Here is a 13,631-nt window from a genome sequence, read left to right as displayed (position 1 = left end):
GGCTGCCGCGCCCCCTCGGCCGCGGGGGGGGGGGACTCCCATTGAGATGCTCCCCCCCCCCCCCCCGCCTCATCAAGTTGGTCCTGCTCCTCCAGTCGCGTCCCTCCATGACGGCGGCCGAACTGGCCGCGGAGCTGGAGGTGTCGGAGCGGACGATCACCCGGGACGCGCTCGCCCTCTCCGAGGCCGGGGTGCCGGTGTACGCGGACCGGGGCAGGACCGGCGGCTACCGGCTCGTCGGCGGCTACCGCACACGGCTCACGGGGCTCGCCCGCGGTGAGGCGGAGGCGCTGTTCCTGTCGGGCCTGCCGGGCGCGCTGCGGGACATGGGCCTGGAGGACGCGGCCTCGGCGGCCCGGCTGAAGGTGTCGGCGGCGCTGCTGCCCTCCCTGCGGGACGCGCACGAGTCGGCGGCCCGGCGCTTCCACCTGGACGCGCCCGGCTGGTACCAGGAGCCCGAGACCCCGGAGCTGCTCGCCCCGGTGGCGGAGGCCGTGTGGGACGACCGGCGGATGTCGGCCCGGTACCGGCGCGGGGACGGCGCGGAGGTGGAGCGGGAGCTCGAACCGTACGGCCTCGTCCTGAAGGCGGGCGTCTGGTACGTGTGCGCGCGCTCGGGCTCCTCGGTCCGCACGTACCGGGTGGACCGGTTCACGGCGGTGGCCGTGGGCGAGGAGCGCTTCGACCGGGATCCGGACTTCGACCTGCCCGTCTTCTGGGGGGAGCGGTCGGCCGAGTTCGCACGCTCCCTGCTCCGTACGGAGGTGACCGTACGGCTCTCCGAGGCGGGCGCCCGCCGGCTGCCGCACGTCACGGACCGCGCCGCGGCCGAGGAGGCGCTCGCGGCGGGAACCGCCGAGGGCGGCCGGCTGCGGGTCGTCCTCCGGGTGGAGAGCGAGGAGGTCGCCTTCGGTCAGCTGCTCGGGCTCGGCCCGGAGGTGGAGCTGCTGGCCCCGGACGGGCTCCGGGAGAGGTTCGCGGAGGCCGCCCGGGGCATGGCTGCCCTCTACCGGTAGGGCCGTACCGGTAGAGCCGTACCGAGAGCCCTACCGGTAGTCGGCCACGTCCGGCTTCCCGGTCTCGCCCGCGATGATGAAGCCCCAGGCGTCCGGCCGGGAGCCGTCGGCGTCCGTGAACCCGTACTCCTTCGCGAGGCCGCCGCTGGAGAGCGACCGCCCGGTCCAGCGGTGCCGGTCGGGGTCGGCGGCGAGGGCGGCGACGGCCCGGCCGACGTACACCGGCGACTCGGAGACGGCGAAGTCGGGGATCTTCGCGGTGGCGTCGCGCCAGTTCTCCTCGGTGACGCCGAAGCCGGCGAGCATCTGCTCCGACCTGAGCCAGCCGGGCGTGACGGCGACGGCGGTGCCGCCGAACTCCTCCAGTTCCTTCGCGAGGCCGAAGGCCATGCGGAGGGGCGCGTTCTTGGTGAGGTCGTAGTACAGGTTCTCCCGGTACCGGGAGCCGTTGTACTCGGCCGTGCCGTCGGTGACCTCGACGACGAGCCCGCCGGGGTTGCGGATCAGCAGCGGGAGCGCGAGGTGCGAGGTGATGGCGTGGGTCTTCACGCCGAGTTCGAGCATCCTGAGACCGCCGGAGAGGTCGCTCTCCCAGGTCTTCTGCCCGAAGGTGAGCAGGTGCTCGCCGCCCCACACGTCGTTGACGAGGACGTCGAGCCGGCCCTGCTCCCGGTCGATCCGGTCGACGAGGGCGCGGACCTGATCGGGCTCCAGGTGGTCGGTGGGGACGGCGACGCCCTCGCCGCCGGCGGCCGTCACCAGTTCGGCGGTCTCCTCGATGGTCTCGGTGGCGCGGCCGACCTCGCTGAGCTTGTCGCGGGTGGTGCGGCCGGTGACGTAGACGGTGGCTCCGGCGGCACCGAGCTGGACGGCGATGGCCCGTCCCGCGCCCCGGGTGGCACCGGCGACCAGGCAGATCCGTCCGCGCAGGGGTGTGTTCTCCGTAGTCATGATCACCACACTGTCAGAAAAACACGACACCTTCTGTCCGGATTCATTTCGGGCTTTCCGGGTGCGTCGGACTCCGCGAGCCGTGATGCTGGTCCCGTGATGGACGAGACCGAGTTCTGGGAGCTGATCGACGCCACCCGCGAGGAAGCCGAGGGCGACCCCGAGGAGCAGGCCGATCTGCTCGTGGAGCGGCTGACCCGGCTGGACCCCGACTCGGTGCTCGACTACGCGCGCCACTTCGAGGCCCGTTTCAACCGCGCGTACCTCTGGGAGCTGTGGGGTGCGGCGGCGGTGCTCTTCGACGGGGCCGGCGAGGAGACCTTCGACTCGTTCCGCTGCTGGCTGATCGGCCAGGGCCGGGAGGTGTACGAGGGCGGTGTGCACGATCCGGACGCGCTGGCGGAACTGCTCGGCGACTTCGACGTGGAGATCGACGGGGACGGCGAGGAGATCGGCTTCGCGGCGGACGAGGCCTACGAGGCGCTGACCGGCGCGGAGACCCCCGACCTGGGCATCCCGATGCCGGGCGGGGAGCCGCTGGGCGCGCCCTTCGACCTGGAGGACGACGACGTGCTCGCGGCCCGTTTCCCCCGGCTGTGGGAGCGCTTCGGGACGGTGTGAGACCCCGGGAGCGCTTCGGGCTCCGTGGGACCTGGGAGGCGCTGGGGCCCGGGGGGGGGGGGGGGGGGGGGGCGCGCCCCCCCCCCCCGGGACCGTTCAGCCCAGGTGGAGCCGGGGGTTCTCCCGCGCGAGGATCATGTCGGTGCGCGGCTGAAGCGCCGGGAAGAGCTGTTCGGGCTGGGGGATCGCCCCGTACCTGCCCTCCGCGACCATCTCGAAGACGCTCCCCCAGCCTCCGGCCGGGGGTACCCCCACGGCGTGCTCCTCGGGCGTGAGCCCGTGCTCGTCGGCCCTCGCCTGCAGCTGCTCGCCGAAGGCGGTGACCTCCGGCGGGGCGGTCTCGCCGGGGCGGGCCGCCCTGAAGATCTCGCTCTTGACCGAGCCGGGGGTCACGACGGACACCTGGATCGGGGCGCCCTTCATCAGCATCTCGTGGTGCAGCGACTCGGTGAGGGCGAGCGTGCCGAACGTGGTGACGCCGTACGGGGCCGTCAGCGGGCTCAACAGCATGCCGCCGACCGAGGAGACGTTGACGACCCAGGCCTTCTCGCCGCGCTCCAGCATGCGCGGGACGAAGGCCCGGATGCCGTTGACGTAGCCGCCGATGTCGATCCGCAGCACGGCGTCTGGGGGCACCTCCCGGACGGAGTCCGGGGGAGCTCCGCCGGGATCTCCCAGGACCAGCCCATGGCCATGATCCCGGCGTTGTCGACGAGGAGGTCGACGACGCCGAACCGGGTGTACGCGGTGTCGGCGAGGGCCTCGACGGAGGCGGGGTCGGCGACGTCGGTCACCACCGACTCCACCTCGGCGCCGGTGGCCCGCAGCTCCTCGGCGAAGGCCGCGAGGCGGTCGGCCGCGATGTCGGCGAGGACCAGGTTCATGCCGAGCCCGGCGGCGTGCCGGGCGAGGCCGGCGCCGATGCCGGAGGAGGCACCGGTGATGACGGCCGTACGGCCGTGGAAGACCTCGCGGCGGACATCAGAAGTGGGTTCCGCCGTCGATGCGGACCTCGGTGCCGGTGATGAACTTCCCGTCCTCGGAGGCGAGCATCGCGACGACGCCGGCGACGGTCTCGGGGCCGGCGAAGCCCTGGCCGAGGGCGGGGGCGAGCTTCATGAAGAGCGAGAGGTCGGCGTCCTCGGGGAGGCCGGGGCCGATGCTCTGGCGGCTGGCGCCGGTGCCGTCGGTCATGCCGGAGGAGATGGAGCCGGGCTGGACGGCGGTGAAGCGGACGCCCTGCTTGGCGTACTCGGCGGCGAGCGCGTGGGTCATGGACTGGATGCCGCCCTTGCTGGCCGCGTAGGCGGACATGTAGGGGTGGGCGAAGAGCGCGGAGGTGGAGGAGAAGTTCACGACGGCGGAGCCGTTGCCCTCCAGGAGGGCGGGGATCGCCTCGCGGATCATCAGGAAGGTGCCGGTGAGGTTGATCCGGATCACCTGCTCGAAGGAGTCGAGGCTCGTCTCGTGCGTGTGCGAGGAGCGCAGGATGCCGGCCGCGTTGACCAGGACGTCCAGGCCGCCGAGGGCCTCGACGGCGGCGGCGACGCCGGCCCGTACGGAGGCCTCGTCGCCGACGTTCACGACGACGGTGGTGAGGCGGTCGGCGGCGTCGCCGGCCTTGGCGGCGGTGTCCTTGAGGCCGTCCTCGCTGATGTCGGCGGCGACGACACGTCCGCCCTCGGCGAGCATGCGCAGGACGGTGGCCTGGCCGATGCCGGAGCCGCCGCCGGTGATGAGGGCGCGGCGTCCTTCGTAACGGGTCAGCTGGTTCATGTCGACAACCTCTCGATGTCAAGCTTTCCGGGGATTGCTGCCACCGTACGCCTGCATGGCACGTTTTGCCACACCTGCACATCATGCAAGTGAGGCAGTCGCGGGCGTACGCTTCACGGGTGAGCACGAAGCCCGAGGGGGCCACTCCCCCCTCCCCCTCGCTGACGGAACGCCGCAAGGCCGCCACCCAGCTGGACATCGCCCGCGCCGCCGCCGAGCTCTTCACCGAGCGCGGCCCCGACGGCACCACGGCCGAGGAGATCGCCCAGCGGGCCGGCGTCGCCCTGCGCACCTTCTACCGCTACTTCCGGTCCAAGCAGGACGCCGTCGCCCCGCTCCTCGCGGGCGGCGCCGACCGCTGGCGGCAGCAGCTCGCCGCGGCGGGACCGGGCGCGGGCGTGCCCGAGGCCCTGGAGCGCTCGATCGCCGCGTCGCTCACCCCGGAGTCCGCGGCGGAGGAGGAGGGCCTGCGCTGGACGCGCGGGCTGCTCCGGGCCGCCGCCGAGGACCCCGCCCTCCGGGCCGTCTGGTACCGGGTCAACCAGGAGTCCGAGGAGCGGCTGCGGGAGGTCGTCGCCGGGCTCGCCGGACCGGACGCCGACCCGCTGGAGGTGCGGCTCGCGGCGGCGGCGGCCACCGACGCCATCCGGATCGCCCTGGAGAGCTGGGCCGAGACGGACGCCCCGGAGCGCGGCGAGGGCGCCCCGGCCGCGCTCGCGGTCCGCTGCCTGCGCGAACTGATGGGCGGCATGCGGCTGCTGCGGGACGGGGCCCCGGTCACGTAGCGGGCGGGCGGGGCCCCGTCCCGCAGCAGGCGGGGACCGCGCCTCAGTCGCGCAGCGAGCGGCCCATGAGGACGTCGTCCACGTACGCCCCGTCGAGGAACATCTCCCCCGGCAGCACGCCCTCCACGGCGAAGCCCTCCGAGGCGTAGAGCGCGCGGGCCGGGGCGTTGTGCCCGAGGACCCGCAGCGTCATCCGGACGGCCCCCTCCGCCCGGGCCCGGACCATCGCGGCCCGCAGCAGCGCCCGGGCGACTCCCCCGCCCCGGGCCGATCCCGCCACGGCGAGGCCCTGGATCTGGCGGACGTGGGCGGTGGCGGCGAGCGGGGTCGGCGGCACGACCCGCACGTAGCCGACGACCACCCCGCCGCGCACCGCCACCAGGTAGTCCCCGGGCAGATGGCGCGCGTCGAAGAAGGGCTCGCCCGGCTCCGGGGCGGGCAGCACCGCGTGGAGCGTCGACCAGGTGGTGCGGTCCAGCTCCGCGAGAGCGGCGTCGTCGTCCTGCACGGCGGTACGTATCAGCGTCTCCGGCACGATCATGACGGCCACTGTGCCACGCGGGGCCCGTCTCCCGGGCCGGGGAGGGCAGGATAGGGACCATGCAGCGTTCCGCGATCCGCAAGCGTGTCGCCGTCACCGGCGCCTCCGGGCTCATCGGCTCGGCCCTGGTCCGCTCCCTGCGCGCCGACGGCCACGAGGTCCTCCGCCTCGTCCGCCGCCCCGCCCGCACCGCCGACGAGGTCCAATGGGACCCGAAGCGGCTGTACGTCGACGCCGCCGGACTCGTCGGCGTCGACGCCGTCGTGCACCTGGCGGGCGCCGGCGTCGGCGAGCGCCGCTGGAGCGAGGCGTACAAGAAGGAGATCCGCGACAGCCGGGTCCTCGGCACCACGGCCGTCGCCCAGGCGCTCGCCTCCCTCGCCGACCCGCCGGAGGCGCTCGTCTGCGGCACGGCGCTCGGCTTCTACGGGGACACCGGCACCCGGGCGGTGGACGAGAGCGCCCCCGCCGGGACGGGCTTCCTGCCCTCGGTCTGCGTCGAGTGGGAAGCCGCCGCCGCCCCCGCCGAGGAGGCCGGCATCCGGGTCACGTACGCCCGAACGGGCCTGGTGGTGGCCCGCGAGGGCGGTGCCTGGGGCCGCCTCTTCCCCGTCTTCCGCGCCGGGATCGGCGGGCGGATGGGCGACGGCCGCCAGTACTGGTCGTACATCTCCCTCCACGACGAGGTGGCCGCCCTGCGCCATCTCGTCGACACGCCCGGCCTCTCCGGTCCGGTGAACCTGACGGCCCCGGAACCGGTCACCAACCGCGAGGTCACCGCGGCGATGGGCCGGGTGCTGCACCGCCCGACCCTCCTCACCGTCCCCGCGCCGGTCCTGAAGGCCGTCCTCGGCGACTTCGCCCAGGACGTGCTGGGCAGTCAGCGGGTGCTGCCGGGAAGGCTGTTGGAGACCGGCTTCGACTTCGCCTTCCCGACCATCGACGACTCGATCCGGGCGGCCCTGCGCTGACCGCCCCTCCCCGGCCGTGCGCGTCTGCGCTCCCCCGTGCTGCGTGCACCCCGCCGCGCGCGGCCGACTTCCCCGGGGGCGCTGCCTAGGCTCGATGCCCACCGTCCGATGCCCACCGTTCGATACGAACGCGAACTCGGGCATTCCGGAGGCCCGTTGGGGGCACAATGCCTCCCACCGGCGGCGCCGACCTGGGGAGGGGCACGTGCTCAGTACCGCAACCAGCGCACAGCACAGGGACGTCGTGGAGGCCGTCGACGTCGTCATCGTGGGAGCCGGTACGGCGGGGCTCTCGGCCGCGCACCGGCTGACCCGCGCCGGGCTCGCCGTCGCCGTCCTGGAGGCCGAGCCGCGGGTCGGCGGCCGGCTCGCCACCGACCTCGTCGACGGCTTCCTGCTCGACCGGGTGGGCCCGCTGCTCACCCTCTCCCCCGAGGAGCTGCGGACCACGCCGGGCCTCGACGGCCTGGAGCTCCGGCCCTTCACCCCCGGGGTGCTCGTGCACAGCGACGGGCGGTACGCGCGGTGGGGCGTCCCGCACCCGCGCAGGACGGCCGGCGTGCGGAGCGGCGGGGTCCACCGGGGCGTGGGGGGAGCGTTCAGTGTCGCGCGCGCCCTCGCGAGCGCCCCCCGCAATCCGGCCGCCTCGCTCGACCAGGCGCGGCTCGGCGCCTCCCTCGTACGGCTCGCCGCGACGCCGGCGCAGCGGCTGCTCGCCCGCCCCGACCGGACCGCCCGGGAGGCCCTGACCGCGCGGCTCCCCGCCCGGACCGTGCAGGGCGTGCTGCGGCCCCTGCTCGCCGCGCTCCTCGCCGACCCGGACCTCGGCATGTCGAGCCGTCAGGCGGACCTGGCGCTCCGGGCCTTCGCCCGGGGACGTCCGGCCGTTCCCGAGGGCGGCTCGGCGGCGCTCCCCGAGCGGCTCGCCGCCGCGCTGCCGCCGGGCACCGTCCGCACCGGCGTCCGGGTCACGGACGTGTCGGTGTCCCGGGTCGCGACGGCGGGGCACGGCGTGTTCGGCTGCCGCTCGGTGCTCCTGGCCACCGGCGCGCGCACGGCGGCGGAACTGCTGCCGGGGCTGCGCGTCCCCGCCTTCCACCCGGTGACGGTCCTCCATCACACGGCGCCCGTGGCACCCGCCTCGGACCCGACCCTGCTCCTGGAGTCCGACCCCGGCGGTCCGGTCGCCCACACGACGGTGATGAGCGCCGTCGACCCGACCCGGGCGCCGGCCGGGCGGGCCCTCATCACCTCCACGGTCCTCGGCACGCCCCCGGACGACACGGAGCGGCGGGTCCGCAAGCACCTGGCCACGCTGTACGGCACGTCCACGGACGACTGGGAGCTCCTGGCCCTCCACCACACCCGGGACGCGGTCCCGGCGATGCCGCCGCCGCACGACGCGCACCGCCCGGTCCGGCTCCTGGCGGGCCTGTACGCGTGCGGCGACCACCGGGACACGTCCACGGTGGCGGGCGCGCTGGTGTCGGCCGCCCGCGCCACGAGGGCGCTCCTGGCGGACCTGGGCGTCCGCACCCCGACGTCAGAACCGAACGCGGCGGCGTGACGCGACGCGGCACCGCTGCGGACCACCGCTCCGCCGGGGCGGCGCCCACCCCCGTTGTGGGCCCGCGCCCCGCCGTTGTGGGCCCGCGCCCCGCCGTTGTGGGCAATCGTTCCGCAGGGCGGAACGGGTGGGCACAACGGAACGGCGCCCCGTGCCGGGCCCAGGCTCCTGCGCCCTGCACCTGCACCCGTGGTGACGGCGCACTGGTGGTGCGGGTCCAGGCACAGAACGCGGAGGCGCCGCTGAAGGGCGCCGTCCCGTGTGCCCACCCGTCCCGCCCCAGCGGGACGATTGCCCACACGGGGCGGGGCGAAGGCCCACACGGGCGCCGGCGCGTGCCCGCCTGGGGCGGCACCGCAAGGCGCGGGCCCACACGGGCGTGGGGCGCCGAACCGCCGGGTGCGGGGCCGCGTGGGTGGGGGCGGCGGCCCGCGCGGGGGGTCAGCCGATCGCTGCGACTCGGTCGCGGTACGTGCGGGCCGCCGCCGCGTCGCGGTACGGCTCCAGGCGGCGCTCGAAGTCCCGGACGTACTCGACGGCCCGCGCGGACCGCATCTCCGAGGCCTGCTGCGCCGCCTCCGCGCCCAGCGCGCACGCCTGGTCCAGTTCGCCGAGGGCCAGCCGGGAGGTGGCGAGGACCACCCGGCAGAAGAGCCGGCTGCGGGCGAAGCCGGGCGCCCTGAGCTGGAGGGCGCGCTCCGCGTGCTGCGCGGCCGCCCGGTACTGCTGGAGGTCCCGGTGGCAGTGCCCGAGCTCGTCGGCGAGCTGGGCCTCGTCGAAGTGGCGGGCCCAGTAGGGGACGTCGTCACCGGGCCGGGCCGCCTCCTGGGCCCGCTCGGCCCGGACCAGCGCGGCGCTGCACGCGCGCGCCTCGCCGAGCACCGCGTGCCCCCGCGCCTCGACGGCGTGCAGCATCGCCTGGACGACGGGGGGCGCGGCGGGCCCGACGCCCTGCTGGGCGACCCGGGCGAGCTGCACGGCTTCCCGCCCGTGGCCGAGGTAGACGGCCTGGCAGCTCATCGTGAGGAGCACGTACGAGCCGTAGGCCCGGTCCCCGGCCGCCTGTGCGAGGCGCAGGGCCTGGACGAAGTAGCGCTGGGCGAGGCCGTGCGCGGCGATGTCGTACGAGGTCCAGCCCGCGAGCCGGGTGAGGTCGGCGGCGGCGGCGAAGAGGCGGCGCCCGGTGCTCTCCCCGTACGTGCCGCGCAGCATGGGCTCGGCCTCGTGCTCCAGGTACCGGACGAGGGCCTGCCGGGCGTGGCCGCCGCCGTAGGCGTGGTCGAGGGTGCGGAAGAGTTCGCCGACGGAGCGCAGGGCGGCGATGTCGCCGCTGGAGACCTTCTGCCCGGGGCCCCTGTCCGTACCGCGCTGGCGGGGGACGGAGAAGCGGCTCTGGGGCGGGACGCGGGGGTCGTGCGGGGACGCTCCGGCGGCGGTACGGGTCGCGGCGGCCGGCTCGCCGCGGGCGACCCGGTCGTCGGCGCGGCCGATCAGCCAGTCGCGGCTGGGGACGACGAGCCCGGCGGGGGTGAAGGCGATCTTGCGGAGTTCGGCGTGGCTGCCGGAGTCCTTGCGCCACAGGCCGCTGACGATGTCGACGGCCTCCTCGGGGGTCGCGGCGAACTCCAGGCCCGCGTAGACGGGCGCGCAGGCGTCGAGGCCGAGGTCCTGGGCGGAGAGGCGGCGGCCGAGGCGGCGGGTGAAGACCTCGGCGATGAGGGCGGGGGTGGTGCCGCGCGGCTGCTGACCGCGGAGCCAGCGGGTCACGGAGGTCTTGTCGTACCGCAGGTCGAGCCCGTGTTCCAGACCGAGCTGGTCGACCCGTCTGGCGAGCCCCGCGTTGGAGAACCCTGCCTCGGCGATCAGCGCGGCGAGCTGGCGGTTCGGGATGCGCTGCGGTGGTCGTTCCGTCATCAGCTGTGCGGTCTCCTGCCTTCCGGGTCCGGGCGGCAGCCCCGTCGGACCCTCATGGAACGGCGTGAATTTAGCGGTCCTCACGGCCCGTACCGCCACCTTCGCCCCAGATTCATCCGATCGTGTGAGGATTGGGGGCGTGGCTGACGCAGGCGCCCCCGTCCACCTGCCGGAGGGGTGTCCCCCGCGCCGCCGTACAGTGGCATGGGCGCGAATGACGCATGGTGCCGCGCCGGCCCGGGATGATCCCCGGTCCCCGGCTCCCGGCACCCAGGAGGAGGCATGGCCGTGAGTGAGCTGCGATTCGTCCGCCTTGGGTTCGGCGAGGAAGCCGTCGACTACCAGGTGGCGTGGGACAAGCAGCGCGAAGTGCACGCCGCGCGGTTCGCCGACGAGATCGACGACACCTGTCTGCTCCTCGAGCACCCGCCGGTCTACACGGCCGGACGGCGTACTCAGGAGAGCGAGCGGCCGCTCGACGGGACGCCCGTGGTGGACGTCGACCGCGGCGGCAAGATCACCTGGCACGGTCCGGGCCAGCTGGTCGGGTACCCGATCATGAAGCTGCCCCGCCCGGTGGACGTCGTCGCGCACGTGCGCCGGCTGGAGGAGGCCCTGATCCTCACCGCCGCCGAGTTCGGCGTGGCGACGACGCGGGTCGAGGGCCGCAGCGGGGTGTGGGTCCTCGGCGACCCGGTCGAGCGGCGCCCGGCGATCGGAGGGCTCTCCCTCGACTTCGACCCGCGGCTGACCGACGAGGAGTTCGACCCGCGGCTGAACGGCCCCGAGTACGCCCCGTCCAACGCCGGCCAGCGCCGGGAGGACCGGAAGCTCGCGGCTATCGGCATCCGGGTCGCCAAGGGCGTCACGATGCACGGCTTCTCGTTCAACGTGAACCCGGACAACGCCTGGTTCGACCGGATCATCCCGTGCGGCATCCGCGACGCCGGCGTGACCTCGCTCGCCAACGAGCTGGGCCGGGACCTCACCGTCGAGGAGGTGCTCCCGGTGGCGGAGAAGCACCTGCGGGACGTCCTGGAGAACGCGGAGCCGAAGCCGCGGGAGATCGAGCGCGTGGAGGAGCGGGCCCCGGAGCCCGCCTCGGCCTGAGGAATGCCGGGCTCTGGCCACGGGTTGGCCAAGCGTAGGCAAGGCATGGAAGCAACGGGCGTACCCTGGTGTGCGCCGAAGAATCGAAGCTACAGGAGCCGATGTGTCCGCAGTCGCACCCGACGGACGCAAGATGCTGCGCCTGGAGGTCCGGAACGCCCAGACCCCCATCGAGCGCAAGCCCGAGTGGATCAAGACCCGCGCGAAGATGGGGCCCGAGTACACGAAGATGCAGGGCCTCGTGAAGAGCGAGGGGCTGCACACGGTCTGCCAGGAGGCGGGCTGTCCCAACATCTTCGAATGCTGGGAGGACCGCGAGGCGACCTTCCTCATCGGCGGTGACCAGTGCACCCGGCGCTGCGACTTCTGCCAGATCGACACGGGCAAGCCCGAGGCGCTGGACCGGGACGAGCCGCGCCGCGTGGGCGAGTCGGTCGTCACGATGGACCTGAACTACGCCACCATCACGGGCGTCGCGCGCGACGACCTGGAGGACGGCGGCGCCTGGCTGTACGCGGAGACCGTGCGCCAGATCCACCAGCAGACGGCGGAGCGCGCCGACGGCCGCACCAAGGTCGAGCTGCTCGCCCCCGACTTCAACGCGGTGCCGGAGCTCCTCAAGGAGGTCTTCGACTCGCGCCCCGAGGTCTTCGCGCACAACGTCGAGACCGTCCCGCGGATCTTCAAGCGGATCCGTCCGGGCTTCCGTTACGAGCGGTCCCTGGACGTCATCACCCAGGCCCGCGACTACGGTCTGGTCACGAAGTCGAACCTGATCCTCGGCATGGGCGAGACCCGCGAGGAGATCAGCGAGGCGCTCCAGCAGCTGCACGACGCCGGCTGCGAGCTCATCACGATCACGCAGTACCTGCGCCCCTCCGTCCGGCACCACCCCGTGGAGCGCTGGGTGAAGCCGCAGGAGTTCGTGGAGCTCAAGGAGGAGGCCGACGAGATCGGCTTCTCCGGCGTGATGTCGGGCCCGCTGGTCCGCTCCTCGTACCGCGCGGGCCGGCTGTACCAGCAGGCGATCGAGAAGCGCGGCGCGGTGGACAACGCCACCCAGGCGGTCTGATCCTCGTCACGCGCCCGCCGTGTGAATCCGAGCACAAGTAGTTACTGGTCAGTAGTGGCCGGATCCGGTGCGGTCCGTGCGACCCCGCAGCTCAGCGGGGAGGTGCGGACCGCATCGTCGTTCCCCGCTCGCCCGACCGGCCGCATCAACGTTTCATCAGTGTTTGACCACCGGGTCACGCCCTGGTAACACCGATCTGTGAGCCTGGTTTCACTCACCGCCACCACCCGCTCGCACCCCCACCTCGTCTCACCCGCAATCGAGGGAGGACCCCGTATGCCGGCCGCATCGACGCACGTCCGCGTCACCGCGATCCCGTCCGTCACCGACGCCCTGAAGGCCGTGGAGGCCCTGCTCCTGGGCGCCGGCCAGCGCACCGCACGGCGCAACGCCTGGAACTCCGTCCTGGAGGACCGCCGCCGCGCCAAGGACCGGGTCGAGGCCCAGCACGTGATGGAGGTCGCGTCCGGCCGGGCTTCCCGGGCCACGTAAACTTCAGGACATGGCGAGGAAGGCAAACACGGGCAGCGCTGACGCTGCGAATCCAGGGCGGCTCAAGCAGATCGCCCTCACGTACCAGATGACCCGGAAGGCGGACCCGAAGGTCGGTCTGGTCGTCGCGGGCGTGGGCATCGTCGTACTCGGTGTCCTCCTCGGGATCGGCTTCCTCATCGGTCATCCGGTCTACCTGGGCATCCTGGGCCTGGTCCTGGGGCTCCTGGCGGCGGCCATCATCTTCGGACGGCGTGCCGAGCGCGCGGCCTTCGGGCAGATGGAGGGCCAGCCGGGCGCGGCGGCGGCGGTGCTGCAGAACGTCGGGCGCGGCTGGACGACGACCCCCGCGGTCGCGATGAACCGCAGTCAGGACGTCGTGCACCGCGCGGTCGGCCGGGCCGGCATCGTGCTCGTGGCGGAGGGCAACCCGAACCGGGTCAAGACCCTGCTCGCGGCCGAGAAGAAGCGGATGAACCGCGTCGTGGTGGACGTGCCGGTGCACGACCTCATCGTCGGTGACGGCGAGGGCCAGGTGCCGCTCAAGAAGATCCGCACGACCATGCTCAAGATGCCCCGCGTGCTCACCGGCCCGCAGGTCACCTCGGCCAACGACCGGCTGCGGGCGATGGGCGACCTGATGAGCAACATGCCGCTGCCGAAGGGACCCATGCCGAAGGGCATGCGGATGCCGCGCGGCGGAAAGACGCGCTGACGACCACGCCCCACCCCTGCGTACGAGGAAGGGGCCCGGCCCGGGGGGGGCGGGGGCGGGACCGGAGCGGGGGGGGGCGGGGGGGGGTATGCCCCCGGGG

The 13,631-nt window shown here is 74.2% G+C and carries 14 protein-coding genes and 1 pseudogene; 9 read left to right on the top strand and 6 right to left on the bottom strand.

Going from position 1 to position 13,631, the window contains the following annotated elements; translation table 11 throughout:
• Nucleotides 1–41 precede the first annotated feature (41 nt).
• Nucleotides 42–1,016, top strand: coding sequence for a helix-turn-helix transcriptional regulator (locus tag ACFV2S_RS22375; protein ID WP_385561812.1), 975 nt, complete (start codon nt 42–44; stop codon nt 1,014–1,016).
• Between the two features lie 30 nt (nt 1,017–1,046).
• Here ACFV2S_RS22375 and ACFV2S_RS22370 read toward each other — a convergent pair whose 3' ends face one another.
• Complete coding sequence (locus tag ACFV2S_RS22370) at nt 1,047–1,967, bottom strand: SDR family oxidoreductase (RefSeq protein ID WP_385561809.1); 921 nt, start codon at nt 1,965–1,967, stop codon at nt 1,047–1,049.
• Between the two features lie 99 nt (nt 1,968–2,066).
• Between ACFV2S_RS22370 and ACFV2S_RS22365 the strand changes: the two genes are divergently transcribed.
• Nucleotides 2,067–2,588 carry a DUF4240 domain-containing protein gene (locus ACFV2S_RS22365; RefSeq protein ID WP_385561867.1) on the top strand — a complete coding sequence of 174 codons (522 nt, stop codon included), beginning with the start codon at nt 2,067–2,069 and terminating at the stop codon, nt 2,586–2,588.
• Nucleotides 2,589–2,684: 96 nt separating this feature from the next.
• On the opposite strand, the gene ACFV2S_RS22360 is transcribed toward ACFV2S_RS22365, so the two are convergent.
• The 3 genes and pseudogenes from ACFV2S_RS22360 to ACFV2S_RS22350 form a co-directional block, all read right to left on the bottom strand.
• Nucleotides 2,685–3,224, bottom strand: coding sequence for an SDR family NAD(P)-dependent oxidoreductase (locus tag ACFV2S_RS22360; protein ID WP_385561806.1), 540 nt, complete (start codon nt 3,222–3,224; stop codon nt 2,685–2,687).
• A gap of 59 nt (nt 3,225–3,283) precedes the next feature.
• Nucleotides 3,284–3,532, bottom strand: a pseudogene (locus ACFV2S_RS22355) (SDR family NAD(P)-dependent oxidoreductase); the annotation flags it as partial.
• A 37-nt stretch (nt 3,533–3,569) separates the two neighbouring features.
• Nucleotides 3,570–4,364, bottom strand: a complete 795-nt coding sequence (locus ACFV2S_RS22350) for an SDR family NAD(P)-dependent oxidoreductase (RefSeq protein ID WP_383797402.1) — start codon at nt 4,362–4,364, stop codon at nt 3,570–3,572.
• A gap of 83 nt (nt 4,365–4,447) precedes the next feature.
• Here ACFV2S_RS22350 and ACFV2S_RS22345 point away from each other — a divergent pair, with 83 nt between their 5' ends.
• Nucleotides 4,448–5,149 (top strand): TetR/AcrR family transcriptional regulator, encoded by a 702-nt coding sequence (locus tag ACFV2S_RS22345; protein WP_385561803.1) that lies wholly within the window; start codon nt 4,448–4,450, stop codon nt 5,147–5,149.
• 43 nt (nt 5,150–5,192) lie between these two features.
• On the opposite strand, the gene ACFV2S_RS22340 is transcribed toward ACFV2S_RS22345, so the two are convergent.
• A complete protein-coding gene (locus ACFV2S_RS22340) occupies nt 5,193–5,690 on the bottom strand; it encodes a GNAT family N-acetyltransferase (RefSeq protein ID WP_385561800.1) in 498 nt (165 codons plus the stop codon).
• Between the two features lie 59 nt (nt 5,691–5,749).
• On the opposite strand from ACFV2S_RS22340, the gene ACFV2S_RS22335 reads away from it, so the two are divergent.
• Together ACFV2S_RS22335 and ACFV2S_RS22330 are read left to right on the top strand one after the other, a co-directional pair.
• Nucleotides 5,750–6,661 carry a TIGR01777 family oxidoreductase gene (locus ACFV2S_RS22335; protein ID WP_385561797.1) on the top strand — a complete coding sequence of 304 codons (912 nt, stop codon included), beginning with the start codon at nt 5,750–5,752 and terminating at the stop codon, nt 6,659–6,661.
• A gap of 205 nt (nt 6,662–6,866) precedes the next feature.
• On the top strand, nt 6,867–8,228 hold the full coding sequence (locus tag ACFV2S_RS22330) for an NAD(P)/FAD-dependent oxidoreductase (protein ID WP_385561794.1): 1,362 nt from the start codon (nt 6,867–6,869) through the stop codon (nt 8,226–8,228).
• 441 nt (nt 8,229–8,669) lie between these two features.
• Here ACFV2S_RS22330 and ACFV2S_RS22325 read toward each other — a convergent pair whose 3' ends face one another.
• Nucleotides 8,670–10,142: a regulator gene (locus ACFV2S_RS22325; RefSeq protein WP_385561792.1), complete on the bottom strand. Its 1,473-nt coding sequence runs from the start codon at nt 10,140–10,142 to the stop codon at nt 8,670–8,672.
• Nucleotides 10,143–10,430: 288 nt separating this feature from the next.
• Here ACFV2S_RS22325 and lipB point away from each other — a divergent pair, with 288 nt between their 5' ends.
• The 4 genes from lipB (at nt 10,431) to ACFV2S_RS22305 (ending at nt 13,531) form a co-directional block, all read left to right on the top strand.
• On the top strand, nt 10,431–11,252 hold the full coding sequence (gene lipB, locus ACFV2S_RS22320; RefSeq protein ID WP_385561789.1) for a lipoyl(octanoyl) transferase LipB: 822 nt from the start codon (nt 10,431–10,433) through the stop codon (nt 11,250–11,252).
• Between the two features lie 103 nt (nt 11,253–11,355).
• Nucleotides 11,356–12,324 carry a lipoyl synthase gene (gene lipA / locus ACFV2S_RS22315; RefSeq protein WP_189802162.1) on the top strand — a complete coding sequence of 323 codons (969 nt, stop codon included), beginning with the start codon at nt 11,356–11,358 and terminating at the stop codon, nt 12,322–12,324.
• Nucleotides 12,325–12,600: 276 nt separating this feature from the next.
• On the top strand, nt 12,601–12,816 hold the full coding sequence (locus tag ACFV2S_RS22310) for a hypothetical protein (RefSeq protein WP_041128875.1): 216 nt from the start codon (nt 12,601–12,603) through the stop codon (nt 12,814–12,816).
• Between the two features lie 10 nt (nt 12,817–12,826).
• Entirely contained in the window at nt 12,827–13,531 is a 705-nt protein-coding gene (locus ACFV2S_RS22305; protein ID WP_383801219.1) for a DUF4191 domain-containing protein, read from the top strand.
• Nucleotides 13,532–13,631: the final 100 nt, after the last annotated feature.

Source organism: Streptomyces sp. NPDC059695 (assembly GCF_042733785.1).
Lineage (GTDB): Bacteria > Actinomycetota > Actinomycetes > Streptomycetales > Streptomycetaceae > Streptomyces.
The sequence above is the reverse complement of the archived record's forward strand: the minus strand, read 5'-3'. Positions and strand labels throughout refer to the sequence as shown.

Excerpts from the sequence above, each read along its gene's own strand:
- ACFV2S_RS22370 (WP_385561809.1), bottom strand. The coding sequence starts at position 1,967 with ATGACTACGGAGAACACACCCCTGCGCGGACGGATCTGCCTGGTCGCC.
- ACFV2S_RS22365 (WP_385561867.1), top strand. The coding sequence starts at position 2,067 with ATGGACGAGACCGAGTTCTGGGAGCTGATCGACGCCACCCGCGAGGAA.
- ACFV2S_RS22350 (WP_383797402.1), bottom strand. The coding sequence starts at position 4,364 with ATGAACCAGCTGACCCGTTACGAAGGACGCCGCGCCCTCATCACCGGC.
- ACFV2S_RS22345 (WP_385561803.1), top strand. The coding sequence starts at position 4,448 with ATGCAAGTGAGGCAGTCGCGGGCGTACGCTTCACGGGTGAGCACGAAG.
- ACFV2S_RS22340 (WP_385561800.1), bottom strand. The coding sequence starts at position 5,690 with ATGATCGTGCCGGAGACGCTGATACGTACCGCCGTGCAGGACGACGAC.
- ACFV2S_RS22335 (WP_385561797.1), top strand. The coding sequence starts at position 5,750 with ATGCAGCGTTCCGCGATCCGCAAGCGTGTCGCCGTCACCGGCGCCTCC.
- ACFV2S_RS22325 (WP_385561792.1), bottom strand. The coding sequence starts at position 10,142 with ATGACGGAACGACCACCGCAGCGCATCCCGAACCGCCAGCTCGCCGCG.
- ACFV2S_RS22310 (WP_041128875.1), top strand. The coding sequence starts at position 12,601 with ATGCCGGCCGCATCGACGCACGTCCGCGTCACCGCGATCCCGTCCGTC.
- ACFV2S_RS22305 (WP_383801219.1), top strand. The coding sequence starts at position 12,827 with ATGGCGAGGAAGGCAAACACGGGCAGCGCTGACGCTGCGAATCCAGGG.